Annotated in this window: 13 protein-coding genes; 11 read left to right on the top strand and 2 right to left on the bottom strand. The window is 47.6% G+C overall.

Annotated elements, in window-relative coordinates; all coding sequences use genetic code 11:
- The first annotated feature begins 599 nt into the window (after positions 1-599).
- The 6 genes from QUA33_RS20800 (at position 600) to argH (ending at position 8,096) form a co-directional block, all read left to right on the top strand.
- Positions 600-1,325, top strand: a complete 726-nt coding sequence (locus QUA33_RS20800; protein ID WP_333150796.1) for a DUF502 domain-containing protein — start codon at positions 600-602, stop codon at positions 1,323-1,325.
- A gap of 272 nt (positions 1,326-1,597) precedes the next feature.
- Positions 1,598-2,230: a transcription antitermination factor NusB gene (gene nusB / locus QUA33_RS20795; protein ID WP_333150794.1), complete on the top strand. Its 633-nt coding sequence runs from the start codon at positions 1,598-1,600 to the stop codon at positions 2,228-2,230.
- 154 nt (positions 2,231-2,384) lie between these two features.
- Positions 2,385-4,133 (top strand): signal recognition particle-docking protein FtsY, encoded by a 1,749-nt coding sequence (gene ftsY / locus QUA33_RS20790; protein WP_333150792.1) that lies wholly within the window; start codon positions 2,385-2,387, stop codon positions 4,131-4,133.
- A 573-nt stretch (positions 4,134-4,706) separates the two neighbouring features.
- The gene (locus QUA33_RS20785) at positions 4,707-6,194 is read left to right on the top strand and encodes a PP2C family protein-serine/threonine phosphatase (protein ID WP_333150790.1); all 1,488 of its coding nucleotides are present in this window, start codon (positions 4,707-4,709) and stop codon (positions 6,192-6,194) included.
- On the top strand, positions 6,184-6,423 hold the full coding sequence (locus QUA33_RS20780; protein WP_333150789.1) for a hypothetical protein: 240 nt from the start codon (positions 6,184-6,186) through the stop codon (positions 6,421-6,423). Before QUA33_RS20785 ends, QUA33_RS20780 begins: the two co-directional genes overlap by 11 nt.
- Positions 6,424-6,710: 287 nt before the next feature.
- Positions 6,711-8,096, top strand: coding sequence for an argininosuccinate lyase (gene argH / locus QUA33_RS20775; protein WP_333150787.1), 1,386 nt, complete (start codon positions 6,711-6,713; stop codon positions 8,094-8,096).
- Positions 8,097-8,208: 112 nt separating this feature from the next.
- Here argH and QUA33_RS20770 read toward each other — a convergent pair whose 3' ends face one another.
- Positions 8,209-8,400 (bottom strand): hypothetical protein, encoded by a 192-nt coding sequence (locus tag QUA33_RS20770; RefSeq protein WP_190738786.1) that lies wholly within the window; start codon positions 8,398-8,400, stop codon positions 8,209-8,211.
- Positions 8,401-8,865: 465 nt separating this feature from the next.
- On the opposite strand from QUA33_RS20770, the gene bcp reads away from it, so the two are divergent.
- From bcp to QUA33_RS20755, 3 genes are all read left to right on the top strand, one after another.
- Entirely contained in the window at positions 8,866-9,339 is a 474-nt protein-coding gene (gene bcp / locus QUA33_RS20765) for a thioredoxin-dependent thiol peroxidase (RefSeq protein ID WP_333150785.1), read from the top strand.
- 77 nt (positions 9,340-9,416) lie between these two features.
- Positions 9,417-9,872, top strand: a complete 456-nt coding sequence (locus QUA33_RS20760; protein WP_333150782.1) for an NUDIX hydrolase — start codon at positions 9,417-9,419, stop codon at positions 9,870-9,872.
- A gap of 158 nt (positions 9,873-10,030) precedes the next feature.
- Entirely contained in the window at positions 10,031-10,837 is an 807-nt protein-coding gene (locus tag QUA33_RS20755) for an alpha/beta hydrolase (RefSeq protein ID WP_333150780.1), read from the top strand.
- 32 nt (positions 10,838-10,869) lie between these two features.
- Here the strand turns inward: QUA33_RS20755 and QUA33_RS20750 are convergent, their stop codons facing one another.
- A complete protein-coding gene (locus QUA33_RS20750) occupies positions 10,870-11,781 on the bottom strand; it encodes a pantothenate kinase (protein WP_333150778.1) in 912 nt (303 codons plus the stop codon).
- A 314-nt stretch (positions 11,782-12,095) separates the two neighbouring features.
- On the opposite strand from QUA33_RS20750, the gene QUA33_RS20745 reads away from it, so the two are divergent.
- Together QUA33_RS20745 and QUA33_RS20740 are read left to right on the top strand one after the other, a co-directional pair.
- Positions 12,096-14,204, top strand: a complete 2,109-nt coding sequence (locus tag QUA33_RS20745) for a GAF domain-containing protein (protein WP_333150776.1) — start codon at positions 12,096-12,098, stop codon at positions 14,202-14,204.
- 619 nt (positions 14,205-14,823) lie between these two features.
- Positions 14,824-16,067: Calx-beta domain-containing protein (locus tag QUA33_RS20740; RefSeq protein ID WP_333150774.1), on the top strand; the 1,244-nt coding region annotated here is incomplete at its 3' end.

The following is a 16,067-nucleotide window of genomic DNA, read 5'->3' as shown; positions in this document are numbered from 1 at the left end:
CTGGTCTGTCTGCTTTACTTTTTGCCGGATTTGCCAACCATGCAACTGTTGCATGATTGGCAACTGTTGCTTTGTTTATCCCTGTCGCCCATCAAAAATCCCTTTATACTAAAAAATAGTCGTACTGCATCTATCCAAAGATAGATTTTGTCAGCGACGCTGCACTCAACCTGCCGAGATTCCCCTGAATTCGGTACAGCGAAGTGCCACCCAGCCGAAAATCTGAGAAAGCTCGATCGACCAATTAAATTCCTATACATATCGCAGAAAATTTTCTCTGGACTCCCTACACTTGCACTCCCTGGCTGCATCTGACCGATCGGCTTATTGATTGAACCTACCCAAAGTGTCTTAAAATATACAATACGGTGAGCTGCTGCACAGCCCGCATATATTAAAACCAAGCGCCAACTTGCAATAATTCTTTAAAATAGAGGTACAGCACCGGCGATTCCTAACTCTTCCCCCTCAGAAAGGGTAGGGTTTAGCAAAATTGAAGACGATCGTCTATGGTGACTTCCAGTAAAGCCCGTGCAGTTGCTTTAGTCTCAGCTTTATTCAGGTTATTGGCAACCAGTTACGAGGAGATTTGACCCGCCGTGCTCCAACGCATCAAACAAGACTTAAAAAACGACCTGATCGCAGGACTATTGGTAGTGATACCCTTAGCTACCACCATCTGGCTGACAATTACCGTCGCCAGTTGGGTGATCAATTTTCTCACCAAAATTCCCAAGCAGATCAACCCTTTTGACGGACTCCACCCGATTTTGGTCAATCTGCTAAATCTTTTAGTAGGTCTGGCTGTACCCCTGCTGAGCATCTTAGTCATCGGTTTAATGGCCCGCAACATTTTCGGCAAGTGGCTGCTAGACTTTGGCGAACGGCTGTTGCAGGCAATTCCCCTAGCAGGTTCGGTTTACAAAACCCTCAAACAACTGCTGGGAACTCTCCTCAAATCAAACGACAAATTTCGCCGTGTGGTGTTAGTGGAATATCCCCGGCGGGGAATCTGGACTTTAGCATTTGTGACCGGTACGATCGAGAGTAACGACATCCCACCTCACCTTTCCGGTGAAACCCCGATCGGCATTTTCATCCCTACCACTCCGAACCCCACTACCGGATGGTACGCTATCGTCCCCGAAGCAGATTTAGTCAATTTGTCAATGTCGATCGAAGATGCCTTTAAAGTCATCATCTCTGGCGGCATCGTCAACCCCAGCAACTCAGTTCCAGTAACCCCCGAAAAAATCAAGGGCAAAACACTCGAACCCTTGGTATCCGAATCAAGATACCAGGCTGTTCCAGTCGAAGAAGAGTGAACCAAGACATCTTTAGTGGCCCGTAAGACCGTGTAAACTTTCCCCATAGCAGATAATATTTCGACAAAACCAGCCCAAACCGAGAAAGCCTATACTCAGAAACCGGGTTTCGAGCATAAATCTTAGGTTGGACAGTGAAGTATCTGTAAACTACCCGCCGCTGGCGAGTCAGATGGCTGGTCTTGTACAGCTTTTAGTGGAGTTTTCTGCTAAAGTTCAAGTCCGCGCGCGATCGAAAAACTTCCTAAATTCTCAATTCCTATCTAAAAACTATGAAAAAAGCCCGCGAAACAGCACGCGAACTCGCACTCCTCGGCATCAGCCAACTGCCGACGAATCCAGAACTCTTAGAAGCCAAGAAACTGCAAGATGTTCTCCTCGCCGCCATCCGTACCCTGACAGCAGAAGTTCAAGAATCCCTAGAAGCAGCAGCATCCGAAGTGCAGCGGAGTAGCGACAAACTGCTTGCTAGCGAAATCCGCGCCGCCGATATACAAAGTGCTAGAACAATGGTGCGGGAAGCAGTCGAACTCACCCAAACCGCAATCAACCGTCTCGGTTCAGCAATGGAGTTTCCAGAACTGATCCAGCTAGCCAACCAGCAAGATGTCCGCACCTATGCTTTGCAAATCCTGACGAAAGTCAGCGCCAACCGTGTTCAAGTTGATGAATTGCTCTCGGAAGCCCTTGTAGACTGGCAAATAGAACGGTTGCCCCGGATCGATCGAGATATCATGAGAATCGCGATCGCCGAAATGCTATATCTCGGCTTACCCGAACAAGTCAGCGTCAACGAAGCAGTCCAACTGGCAAAACGCTACAGTGGCGACGAAGGACATCGCTTCATCAACGGAGTCCTCCGCCGAGTAGTCGATAAAATCAATGCAGAAGTTGTTAGTCCCTAGTCCTTAGTCCTCAGTCCTCCGGGTGCTTGGTGACTACCTTACCCGGAGGGTGCACGCCGAGGCGCGAACCTTACCCAGAGTCATTAGCAATCCACAATCCGCAATTGGCAATCCGCTCTAAACTAAGGACTAATAACTATATTCCCAATTTCCTATGGTATTTAATTGGTTTCGTCGCCAGTACAGCGAAAGCAAATCTTCAGAAACAGAGGCAAACCCCCAACAGCAGCAAGATGAGTCGGCAAAATCCCCATCGGTTGAGCCTCAAACAGATGCAACAGAGCAAGGCTCTCCTGCTGTAGCCGAAGATTATCTCAATTGGGCAAAAGCTGCTTACAAAAATATTCAAAAACAGCAAAAACCTGAAACAGAAGTTTCTGAGACAGCAGCGCCCGATGTTCCAGCAGCCGAGGCAGAAAGCGCAGAAGTTGCAGAACCTGCGACTATTGAAGCAACCGAGCCGATCGAACTCGAACCAGCACCCACAGCACCAACTGTTGCAGAAGTTCCAGAAGTGGCAGCACCAGCGGCACTTGAAGCTACCGATGCTCAAGAACTCGATGCAGCCAACCCAGCAGAAATTCCAGAAACTCTGCAACCCACAGTCGGGGCGATCGACATTGCACCTATTGCTCAACAATTAGAAGTTACAGCAGAAAATATAGAAATTGCCGAACCTGCAACAGAGGTTGTAGAAACCGAATCACTCGCATCTGAGGGCGAAGCAGCGGAAGCCCTGCCGTTTTGGGCAAGAGCTCAGGCCGATCGGATGGAGCGCATCGAACGCCTCAAAGAAACAGCCCTTGAAGAACCTGAAGTAATTGCAGCCGCCGCCGAGAGAGCGGCAATTATCGAAGAAATTCCCGGTTTCGCCTTTGACGAAGGCTTCCTGTGGTCTTCAGAAATCTTAGCAAGTCAAGGCCGCCGACCAGACCAAGTATCCGTCGAAGAAATCACTTGGCTGCAAAAACTGCGGAAAGGCTTAGAAAGAACGCGCCGCAGCTTAATTAATCGACTAAAGGCGATCGTCGGTCAAGGCCCGCTCAATCAAGACGCGGTAGCCGAAATTGAGACTTTGCTGCTGCAAGCCGATGTCGGAGTCGCAGCCACCGACATCATTATCACTCGCCTCCAAGAAAGACTCACACAAGAAGTGCTGCCGCCAGAACAGGCTCTAGCCTACCTGAAAACGATTCTGCGCGACATTCTGGACGCTCCCTGTGCCGAAACCGCCGCAGGTAATCCCGCCTACAGCCTGACATTTGCCCCGGAAAAAGACACTTTTAACATCTGGTTGATCGTAGGAGTTAACGGTGCGGGCAAAACTACGACGATCGGCAAACTAGCCCACATTGCCCAAAAATCCGGCTACAAAACCCTAATTGCCGCCGCCGACACTTTCCGCGCCGCCGCCGTCGAACAAGTGAAAGTTTGGGGTTCCCGCAGCGGCGTGGAAATTATTGCCAACCCAGGGAAAAATACCGATCCGGCTGCTGTCGTGTTTGATGCGATCGCCGCTGCGGGCGCCCGAGGCACAGAACTGCTGATCGTAGACACCGCAGGCCGCCTGCAAAACAAGAAAAATCTGATGGACGAATTAAGTAAAATCCGTCGCATTGTAGATAAGAAAGCCCCAGGCGCTACCGTAGAATCTCTACTGGTCTTGGATGCCACACTGGGTCAAAATGGTTTGCGACAGGCAGAAGTGTTCGCAGAATCGGCAAAATTAAGCGGAGTAGTATTGACAAAACTCGACGGTTCTGCTAAAGGTGGTGTTGCCCTAGCAGTAGTGCAGCAGCTTGGTCTGCCAATCCGCTTTATTGGAGTCGGGGAAAGCATCGAAGACTTGCGTCCGTTTTCTAGTTACGAATTTGTGGAAGCCCTACTCGATTTTAGATTTTAGATTTTAGATTGATGAGGCATTTGCCAGCCGCCCCCATCTTTGGGAGGCGGACACAGATCTTCAAAATCTCAAATTATTAACCTCAAACTAGCATCGCAGGACTTGCGCCGATCGCCACGAGCGATCGAGTGAAAAATAAATATCTAGAAACAATACCTTCGTTCTGTTATTACTTGGTTGGGATCAAACCGCGAGGCAAAGCAAGCGTATCAAATTAAGCTCAAATTTAGTATCAGTCGGCTGTCTGAGCACATTCTTCCCGATCTCCCTGGCGCCTCCCCTGATAGTTTGGTGGGACAGCAAATGGTCAAAGTCCCCCTTCTTCTTAAGGGGAGCCGCTGCAGTCTTGGGCCCACCCAAGTAGAGCAAGCAGCGTGGATTTAGGGGGTATCTAGACTCAGCTATAAACGAGATTTCTTAAGAATTTTAGACTTAAGTTGATACAAATGTCCTAGTGCCCAACTTACTCGCTCAAACCAAACTACTTGCTCGATAAAAAAACGGGTTTCTGTTCAAGTGGTCCGTAAGTCCTCAATCATTCCTCCTTCTAACATCGAAAATCACAAATTAAAAATGACTGCTGTGCCTTTGCCTCGCCCCTCACCTCAACCTGCTGACCGCCCACCGGGTCGCAATTCCACCGACGCGACGCCAGTATTTGCCCTCAAAGAACTGGTGGCGCGTTTGCACCGATATCAGCACAACGTTCAAGATATGTTGGGTTCGCTGGGATTTGCCCTGCGAAGTTTTAACAATCTCAACCAATTTTTGGAGTTGGTGCCTTTGGTGGCGACTCGCGTTACGGACGCCGACGGGGGAGCTTTAGTGCTGTTCAAACCCAACGGTCAAGTCAGGTTCCAGCAGTTGCACTGTCAGGAAGGACGGCAGTGCCAAGATATGCGAAAAGCGCTGGAAATAGCCACCAGGCAAGCTACAGCAGGTGCGGGCGCTACTGCTGGATCGTTTTCGGAAACCTCTGGGCAAACTTCTAGTCTAGACCTGCAAGTCGGTCGTTATTTGGGTCCAGATGTTCATTTGTTTGGGGCACCTATTTTAGTCAACAATTTGGAACGCGGACGGCTTTATGTTTTTAGCAGCGATCCGCAATATCTCTGGACTCCCAGCAGACAGAAATTAGTTCGGTTGGTGGCGGATCAAACAGCCGTGGCCATTTGCAAAGACGAACTTACTGTTAAGTTGGCGGAAAAAGACCGCTTAGACAGAGAGTTAGAAATCGGGGCGGAAATTCAATTGCGGCTGCAACCCCGCAGTTGTCCGAAAATTCCCGGCCTTGACGTGGCTGCCCGCTGCCAAACTGCTAGCAGAGTCGGCGGAGATTATTATGATTTTATCCCCGCTGACTATGACCCGATCGGCAAGGAGAATGAGGGGGAAAACCCCCCATCCCTGATCAAAAATCTCAAGTCCAAAATCGACAAGGGCCGCTGGAGCATTGTGATCGGCGACGTGATGGGCAAAGGAGTACCGGCGGGCCTGTTGATGACGATGACACGGGGTATGCTGCGGGCGGAGGTTTTGAACCGCCACTCGCCGTCGAGAATTTTGCAACATTTAAACCGGGTTATGCACGCGGATTTGGAAAATTCCCACCGTTTTGTGACTCTGTTTTATTCGGAGTACGACCCGAAAACTCGCGTTTTGTCTTACAGCAATGCTGCTCACCACCCGCCTTTGCTGTGGCAAGCTGCAACTAATTCGATTGTTCAGCTCGATACTTTGGAGGGAATGTTAATTGGCCTGGATGCTGATTCGCATTACCAAGAAGCCCAAGTGCAATTGCAGCCAGGAGATACTATTATTTATTACACAGACGGATTTACCGATGCTGCTAATCAAAGGGGCGATCGGTTTGATGAGGATAACTTGACCTCGGCTTTTGGGTGGGCCTGTCAAAATTATCAGCAGTCTGAAGAAATTTTGGATTATTTGTTCGATCGCGTACACCAGTTTATCGGTATCGGCAATCGTAACGAAGATGACATGACACTGGTTGTACTTAGGGTAACACCTTTAGCAGGAGAAAATCACCATGATAGTTAATTTAATACCGGAAATTACTGCTGGATTAACCAATTTGATTAATTGGAACGATGTCGCTCACGTGTTAGTTTTAAAATCTCATTTGAGTTCGACGGTGATTTTGGGTCAAAGTTACGAAATTTTTACAAATTTCCAGAAAGCTTGGAACAATTTTGTTTCGACTGGTCAAATAGGAGCTTTTTTTATAGGTATTTTTGTGGGCTGGTTCTTTAAAGGGATTTTTCGTTAGAGTTCTTGTCGAAGAAGGTATCGGCAACGAATTTCAAAGGTTTGTAGCTTAAACTTCACTTCTTTATGATGCAGAAAAAGTTTCACAATTTTGTAGTCCAGACTTCAGTTTTTTCCGATCAAAAGATGTATAAAAAGTTGTTAGTCAGGACTTGAGTTTTTTCTTGCCGAATTGGGAATAGAGGACTAAAGTGCTGACTACAAACCGGAGGAAAGACTAAAGTCTTTGCTACAAACCGGTTTTATAGACTTCTGCAAGAGAGATACAATCTAGTTTTAGCTTGAGCAATGACAACACAACAAAAAACTTGGAGTCAAAGATTTGAATCGGCGCTGCACCCGGCGATCGCCCGATTCAATGCTAGTATTGGCTTCGATATTGAATTGATTGAGTATGACTTGACGGGTTCTGTCGCTCACGCTAAAATGCTGGCCAAAACGGGGATTATTTCCGCAGCAGAAGGCGAACAGTTAGTCAATGGTTTGGAACAGATCCGCCGCGAATACCGCCAAGGACTTTTTGTTCCGGGAGTTGATGCAGAAGACGTTCACTTCGCTGTAGAGAAGCGGCTGACGGATATCGTGGGAGATGCGGGGAAAAAATTGCACACGGCCCGATCGCGCAACGATCAAGCCGGCACCGATACTCGCTTGTATTTGCGCGATCGCATCGCAGAAATTCGCGACCAATTGCGGGAATTTCAAGGGGTTTTGCTCGATCTTGCCGATCGTAATGTGGAAACTTTAATTCCCGGTTACACTCATTTGCAGCGCGCTCAGCCGATCAGTTTGGCTCATTACCTGTTAGCTTATTTTGAAATGACCGATCGCGATTGGGAACGTCTCGGCGATATCTGCAAGCGGGTGAATGTTTCGCCTTTGGGTTGTGGCGCGCTGGCGGGGACGACTTTCCCGATCGACCGACATTATACGGCAGAACTATTGCATTTTGACAAGGTTTATGCTAATAGCTTAGATGGAGTGAGCGATCGAGACTTTGCGATCGAATTTCTCGCTGCCGCCAGCTTGATTATGGTACACCTGAGCCGCTTGTCAGAAGAAATGATTTTGTGGTCTTCTCACGAATTTGGATTTATTACGCTCAAAGATAGCTGCGCTACTGGTTCTAGCATCATGCCCCAGAAAAAAAATCCCGACGTGCCGGAGTTGGTGCGGGGCAAAGCGGGGCGGGTGTTCGGTAACTTGCAAGCCTTGTTGGTAGTAGTGAAGGGACTTCCTTTGGCCTACAACAAAGATTTGCAAGAAGATAAAGAGGCTTTGTTTGATACCGTAAGAACGGTACAGGGTTGCTTGGAAGCAATGACCATTCTGTTGCGCGAAGGAATCGAGTTTAATGGCGAGATCCTCGCTGCTGCTGTTACGGAAGACTTTTCTAACGCTACAGACGTAGCCGACTACTTGGCTGGCAAAGGCGTTCCCTTCCGGGAAGCTTACAACCTTGTCGGCAAAGTCGTCAAAACTTGCCTTTCGGGGGGCAAACTCCTCAAAGATTTGACACTTGAGGAGTGGAAAGACTTGCACCCAGCCTTTGAGACAGACATTTACAGCGCGATCGCACCTCAGCAAGTGGTGGCGGCTCGCAATAGTTACGGGGGTACCGGGTTTGAACAAGTGAGAAAATCACTTATCGCTGCGCGCGATCGACTCGCCTAAACATCTCGCCTAAATATCGTTGAATTATTCGACAAATTCCGGCTGGCTATCTCTCCTTAGAACGATCGTGTTTTCCACTCTGGTTCTAAGTTCGGCAGATAGCCTGACTCAATTAATCTTCAGCAGCAGCCATGTCTTTGTCTCTGCCGCCACCGCTCATGGCGCCCATGCCACCGCCGTTACCGCCGTCAAATCGTCTTCTCTTATTGGAGAACATATCTTGATTTCTCCGCTTGCGAAACTTGCGAGCGTATGCTTGATTTCGTTGTGCCTTCTCTTTCTTGAGATTGCGGCGCTTAGCCATTCTGACCTCACTAATAAACATTGACAGTCCCCGGGCTTTCACGCACGGGGATTCTTAAGGTTGACACTCTGTGCACTCTTGGTGACTGAGATTCTTGGTTCAGCGAAGTCACTTGCTTGCGACAGGATTTCTCCAGCCAAAATATAGGTGTCTTCTCCCCAAGCGTAAATTCCGGTATGCCATACCGTACTCGATCAGTTCTCTTTATGTAGTTAGGTTTTCTTCAAATTTAGCTTTCCTAAACCGCAACACCGTTAGGTGAGACTACGCACTCAACTAATCCAGTTAAGTTTTTACGTTGGCTAGTTATACTCAATTTTAGACCGATGACGATCATAGCACACCCGGTACAAGACCCAGAAAAAAGAACACCGGGATTCAAGTCGCTGAGAATGCGGGCCCGATGAGAGGCAAGGTTTTCGCTCTTGTCGAATATTTCTATAAACTATTGACAAAATGCAACAAATGACTATTTATCCCGGTGACATAGCTCCTGTCTTCAGCCTGCCCGACGCGCAAGGCAATGTCGTCAGCCTTGGAGATTTTCGAGGGCGGCGAGTTGTACTTTATTTTTACCCTAGGGACAATACCCCTGGCTGTACCAAAGAAGCTTGCGGCTTTCGCGACATTTACTCAGACTACCAGTCGCGCAATATAGCAGTCCTCGGCGTCAGTACAGACGGGGCAGGGACTCACGCCAAGTTTGCAGCTAAATATCAACTGCCTTTTCCCTTGCTGTGCGACTCAAACGCCGAAGTCGCTACCGCCTACGGCTGTTACGGACTCAAAAAATTTATGGGAAAACAATTTATGGGAATTACTCGATCGACTTTCGCGATCGACCCAGATGGTAGGATTGAAAAGGTTTATCGGAAAGTCAAACCAGAAACTCACGCGGCTGAGATCCTAGCAGACTTGCCAGAGCTCTGGCGTGAATGAAAAATTAAAAATTAAGACTCCGGAGCTGCAAGCTAGGAGGCCTGAAGTTACTATCTCCTAAACAAGCTTTTGAGTTTATGCGTCGATTGTGGCAAATTGTACAAACTGTGCTGGGACTGATTTTTCGACATCCCGTCACTGGTACTGCGGTGATTCCCGTATTGCCTGACGGACGAATTGTGTTAATTCGCCGCCGCGACAACGGTCGCTGGGCACTGCCGGGAGGTATGGTGGATTGGGGAGAGGATATTCCGACGACAGTGCGCCGGGAATTAGCGGAGGAAACAGGACTCGATTTAGTCAAAATCCGCCGCTTGGTGGGTGTTTATTCGGCTGCCGATCGAGACCCTCGCCTGCACTCGATTTGTATCGTAGTGGCAGCAGAGGTAGAGGGAAAGATGCAAGTTCAGGATACGCTTGAAGTCAGCGAGGTTGAGGCTTTTTTTCCCGCATCGCTGCCGGAGGGTGCCCTCAGCCACGATAACGACCAGCACTTACAGGACTATTTTCAAGGCCTGACAACTTTGGCGTAAATCGGCGGGGCATCCTACTTTGAGAAAAGTCGGAAATTACCTCGCCCTCAAAAGTTTTCTGTTATAACTGGGGAATTAATTTTCACTGTTTTCCTACTTTTATTCACAATCTCTGAACATTAAATTAATCATCTTTTTATTACTAAATATTTAACCGGATGTACTCACCGCTACGCAATTCTCGGGTCAAACTCTCTGTAGGGCAAATTTTCTGGCACGAAGTCGGTCAAGGCCCGAATTTAGTATTTTTGCACGGTTCTTGGCAGGACAGCAGTCAGTGGCTGAGGACGATCGAACATTTAAGTCCCTACTACCAATGCTTCGCACCGGATTTGCTGGGGTTTGGCGACTCGGAACGCCCGAATCTTCATTATTCGATCGACCTGGAAGTAGAATGTCTCGCCCAATACCTCGATACTTTGAAGCTGCGAGAGGTTTATTTAATCGCTCATTCTCTGGGTGGTTGGGTTGCCACCAGCTACGCTATCAAATATCCCGATCGAGTTCAGGGTTTGGTCTTGTTGGCCCCAGAAGGTGTCAAGGTTGGCAATCGGCGGGGGCGGTGGCAGACGGCTAGCTGGCTGATCGGCCAACCACCCCTGGCTTTTTGGTTGCTGCGATCGATCTATCCAATTGCTAAGTTGGTGGGTAGCAAAAAAAAGATTGACGGACTGCTAAAGTTCAGGCAGCAGTTGATGCAGTCCCCAATTGCCGTGCAGTTGCTGTTTCAGCGGCGGCGGGCTGAAATTACAGCGGAGTTAGTTGATGAGAATTTGCCTTTGCTGAAAGCGCCTGTTTTGGTGTTACACGGTTCTGAAGATACTCCCGCAGTTTCCTCTCTCTGTCAATCCTATACTGCTCTGGCTCCTAATGCCGAACTGCAATTGGTCAGTCCGGGGGAAAGCAATTTGCCGCAGGAAGTCCCGGATGTTGTTGCTAAGTATATTCGGGAATTTGCTAAGTGAATTGGGAATTGGTAACACTCAACAGTCAACAGTTAACAGTCAACAATTAACAAGCTAATTCCCCAAAAAATAGCCTCGGCTGCATCAATTAAGCCTGCTGCTGTATCAGGAAAGGCTGCGGTGAGGTATTTTAAAAGCATAGTGCGATCGCCCCCCGTGACCGCTATTTTGCTATAAGGAAACAAACACCGCCAATCTTCAATAAAATCCCTAACTCCTGCCACCGTCGCATACACAACTCCGCTTTGAATTGCCCCAGCAGTGTCTTCCGCCCAGCGGTGCGGCAGATTTTCTGGTAAACTAATTAAAGGTAATGCAGCGGTTTTTTTGCTTAGTGACGATAACTGCAAACCCAAACCTGGTAAGATTGCGCCCCCAACTAAATACCTATTGACATCAGCCCCAGTAAATGTTAAAGCTGTACCAGCATCTATAAGTAAAACTGGCCAACCCAATTGGTTGCCAGCCCCCAGTACAGCCAAAGCTCTGTCAATTCCCAGGGTAGGATAGAGTCCTCCGATCGGCAACTGGTCTAAAGTAATAATTCGGACATTAGGATAACTCTGCCAAATTGCTGTTTGGGGGGTAACTACTGAGGCCAAAATTAGAGGCAGCGGTACTAAAGAAAGTGTGTGAGGACTAGAAAAAGCGGGAGTAGTAGGAAGACAAAGGAGATTGTGAGAAGATACTTCCTCGATCGACCTCATTACTATTTGCACCAAATATTCTGCCTTTTCCTCCTCGGAGAGCGGGGAAACAGCATCAGCATTGAGATGCTCTGTATCCCATGTTTTCTCCAGGGTTTTGCCCACAAATAATCCCCAGTGCAGCCGGGAATTGCCGATCGCCAAAGCTATTTTAATCTGGTCTTTACCTATTAATCCAGATATAAGGTTGTCGGTTCTTGGTGGCGAACTAAAATTGTCGGGAATTGAGTTTTCCATGTCGATAGAGCGCGCCCAAACATTAAACTAAAGATAGATTTTATATTAAGTTTATTCGGTTAAGCGGGCGGTTAACTCTATTTGACATTTGACCAAGTTCCATGCCACGCGCCAATTAGTATTGTGGGCGACAGAGGGCATACTTGCTAAATATAAATATTTGTAAAGCAAATAATTGCTTTGCTCAGGCTGCATCCTTTATAATGTCTTAAGATATTCCAAAAGTCCTGGTAGCTGCGATGGGGCTGTTGGCGGGGTAAGCATAGGTTTAAAAAACCGACTCAATCAAAATACTGTACAACTCCTGAGTAAATATGTCTTTAAAAATACAAGAACACGAAAACCCCTGGCAGAGAGTAACTTCGCGGTTGCCTGAATCTGAAAACTGGAGGCAGGAAGAAAGTCTTTCGCTGCCGGAAGTAGACCAACAAAAAGCCCTAATCGTGCAGATGCAGCAGCAAGTTCAGTTATCAAACTTACTGAACCAAATTAATAACGAAATTCGCAGTACACTTGACATAGAAGAAATTTTGACATCAGCCTGCCGATTGCTGGGGCAAGCCTTAGAATGCAGTCGCGTGAGCATTTTAGTCAAAGAATCAAATACAGAAAAAACTTTAGTCACGCGCGGAGAGTACAACGCGGGGGACTATCCGATCCAACTTGGTATGAAAGTACCGATGACTGACAACCCGCATTTGGCTGCCGTCGTGTCTCAGCAAGAGTCCCTAGCATTGACGAAGTTTCTCGATTTTCCGGGATTGAATCCACAAACCAGAAAAATTGCCGAAGCTTTGGAGATTAAGTCTATGCTGGCAGTAGCTACTCGCTATCAAGGTGAAGTGAATGGCATAATTGGTTTGCATCAGTGCGATCGCGAACGGGAATGGACTGATTGGGAACGGCAGCTTTTAGAAGGGGTAGCGTCGCAATTGGCGATCGCGATCAATCAAGCCAAACTCTATAGCAAAACCAGGCGCCAAGCCGAACGAGAATCGCTGCTGCGGCTGATCGGCAACCAAATTCGCAGTACCCTAGATCTGGAAACGATCCTACAAACAGCGGTGAGAGAAGTCCGCCAAATGTTGCAGTGCGATCGAGTAATCATTTATCAGTTTCAAGACAACTGGCAAGGAAAAGTTGTTGTTGAAGATATGGTCATCCCTTGGCCTTCAATTTTAGGGGATATGGGGGCGGATAAGTGTTTCCGCGGAGATTACGCCGATCTTTACCAGCAAGGGCGAGTCAAAGCCATTAATGATATTTTTAATGCTGATTTAGAGCCTTGTCACGTCGATTTTTTAGATAGTTTGCAGGTAAAAGCTAACCTGATTGTGCCGATTGTTACATCAAGAACTGAAGACAATACCCCCGACACAGCCGGAAGCTATAATCCTAAATTTCCCGGTAGGCTGTGGGGTTTGCTGATTGCCCACGAGTGCCGGGATACCCGCAATTGGCAGCGGCAAGAAATGGAGTTGCTATCCCAGATAGCCAACCAAATGGCGATCGCCATTCAGCAAGCAGAACTTTACAGCAAAGTCCGAGAAGCTGCGGTCAAATCTCAAGCTCAAACCCAGCAGTTGCAGGCTGCGTTAGAAGAATTGCGATCGGCGCAGCAGCAATTGATTCAAAGCGAAAAAATGTCAGGTTTGGGGCAAATGGTAGCGGGAATTGCTCACGAAATTAACAACGCCAACAATTTCATCCACGCTAACTTGTTTCACGCTCAAGAATATTTTAAAGCGTTGAACGAAGCTCTAGAACAGGTAGGTAATGCCTGCCCCGAAGCAGCGGAGGCAATTGTCAGAATCAATGAAGAACTAGAACTCGATTACATTCGAGAAGACTTTGGTAAACTGCTTAATTCAATGCGGGAAGGAAGCGGGAGGATTCGCTCGATCGTGATGACCCTGCGAAATTTTTCTCGTTTAGACCACGCTGAATTAAAACCAGTAGATTTGAATGAAGGTTTAGAAAGCAGTTTCTTGATGCTGCAAAATAAGCTAAAAACAAATATCAAAATAGACAAGCAATACGGCAGTTTGCCGCCAGTCCAATGTCATGCCAGTCAAATTAACCAAGTATTTTATAATTTGATTGACAATGCTTTAGATTCGCTCCAGTCAACGAGCAAACCGGGGGAATTAACCATCCGCAGTTGGCAAAGTGAGCCGGACTGGGTAACAATCTCTGTCCGCGACACGGGAACTGGCATTCCTGCAGAAATTCAAGACAAGATTTTTGACCCATTTTTTACTACTAAACCTGTGGGTAAAGGTACGGGTTTAGGACTTTCAGTGTGCTATCAGGTAATTGTTCAAGCTCACGGCGGCAAGCTGAGCTGCGTCAGTCAGGTTGGCGAAGGAACTGAGTTTATTGTAAAGTTGCCGCTGACAAATCAGAGGATGGTAACTGCATAATTCCTGCTTTAGTCAGATTCACCCTGTTTTGTCACTCTGGCAGTAGTATAGAACCCTTTTGACATCTTGAGGGCGATCGTAAATCACATTACGGATCAGCAATAAATTTGGTTTTTTACCATCGCATTTTTAATAGAATCAGATTTAACTTACGCCCGAACCTCAATTTTCAGAAACTCCCAACAGGGTTATGCGTAGACATATAAAATTCTGAGTATTTTTACTCGTAATAGTCTCTCCTGATTCACTTTTGCCCAGTGAAACAGTGAAAGCTGCCTCTTGGGGGCCGGAATGTGGGATTTAAGCTCTCCTCTACAGATGTGGACAACCCGCTTTTTATAGGGCTGAAAAAAAGATCGTACTTTTTCCGGATAAAACTTCTTGATGATGAAAGTTAAACAAATCTATGTAAATAGGTCTCACTAGGTGTAATTATTTACACTCAATATTTAATCAGGGGCAATAATACCTTCAAATGCTTATTGGGCAAGCATTTTTACTTGATTTACCCGCAGGTATGAGGAAAATTTTCTTGCAGTGATCGATCGCTACAAGAAAGGCCAACCTCTGGTTTTCAGTCACTTCTAATCATTAATTACTCATCATCAAAGGAGAAGCTATGGCTACTTCATTCAATGGTTCTTTAGGTACAACCACTAATTACAGCAGTGTCAGTGATCTAATTGCACAATGGCCTACTGCCGCCCAGAATCAAGGCATCCAACTGTCTGGGATAGCTTTTGATGGCTTTGAAACGAACTACACTAACCCTGCTCCCATCAGCAACCTCACGTTAGCAACGAACGACTCTAAAAGCGGGTTGAGCTACGGCAGTCCCGGTGGTATTGGTGTCTACGGCTCTTATAGTGGTTGGTTTACCGACGCCACTAAAAGTCGGGCGGAAATCAACTTTGACCCCAACACCAATCTATCTCAGGTGCTGAAGGTGAAATGGGCAGATAATAAAGATATCACTAGCGCCACGATCGACCTCAGTGGATTATTTCCCAAATCAAGTTCTACTACAGCGGACGATCAAGGCGATGAAGTTGGTTCGCTGCAACTCTTTAAGGATGGGGCGCGGGTATCGGCCAGCAATTTTACGATCACTCGCCTCAGCGCTCCTGCCACTCCAAAACCGCTCGGTGTGTCTTCAGATGGAGTGACTTTCACTGGCGATCGTACCGATGGCAATTTCACATTGCAGATAGTAGGAGACTCTCTCACCGGCGTTACTTTTGACGAACTGCGGTTCTCCGCCACAGCCTACGCGAACCCCACCGCTGCCTACGCCGCTACCTCCTTCAAAAACGATAGTTCCGACTACCTAGTGCGGAGTATTCAATATCAAGGCATTGATGTGACACCGACGCCGACGCCGACGCCGACGCCGACGCCGACGCCGACGCCGACGCCGACATCTCCAAGTCTCTTCCAGTTCGCCCAACCAAATTACACGGTGGCTGAAGGCGGCGTGGCGACGATTAACGTTACTCGCACCGGTGGCACGGCGGCTGCATCGATTAACTACCAGACTCTTGACGGTTCGGCAAGTTCAGGCACTGCTGCAGATTACACTTCGGTGACGGGGGTGTTGAATTTTGCTGCGGGGCAAACTACCGCTAGTTTCACCGTGCCGACTTTGACTGATGCGATTTCGGAATCGGCGGAAACGGTGAATTTGGTGCTCTTCGGTGGCAATGTCAGTAATCCGTCAATTTTGACGATTAATGATGTGGTGTCAACAACTGTGGCGCCAACTCCGACTCCGACATCTCCAAGTCTTTTCCAGTTCGCCCAACCAAATTACACGGTGGCTGAAGGCGGCGTGGCGACGATTAACGTTACTCGCACCGGTGGCAC

Origin of the sequence: Microcoleus sp. Pol14D4 (assembly GCF_036701245.1) — a bacterium.
Lineage (GTDB): Bacteria > Cyanobacteriota > Cyanobacteriia > Cyanobacteriales > Microcoleaceae > Microcoleus.
The sequence above is the reverse complement of the archived record's forward strand: the minus strand, read 5'-3'. Positions and strand labels throughout refer to the sequence as shown.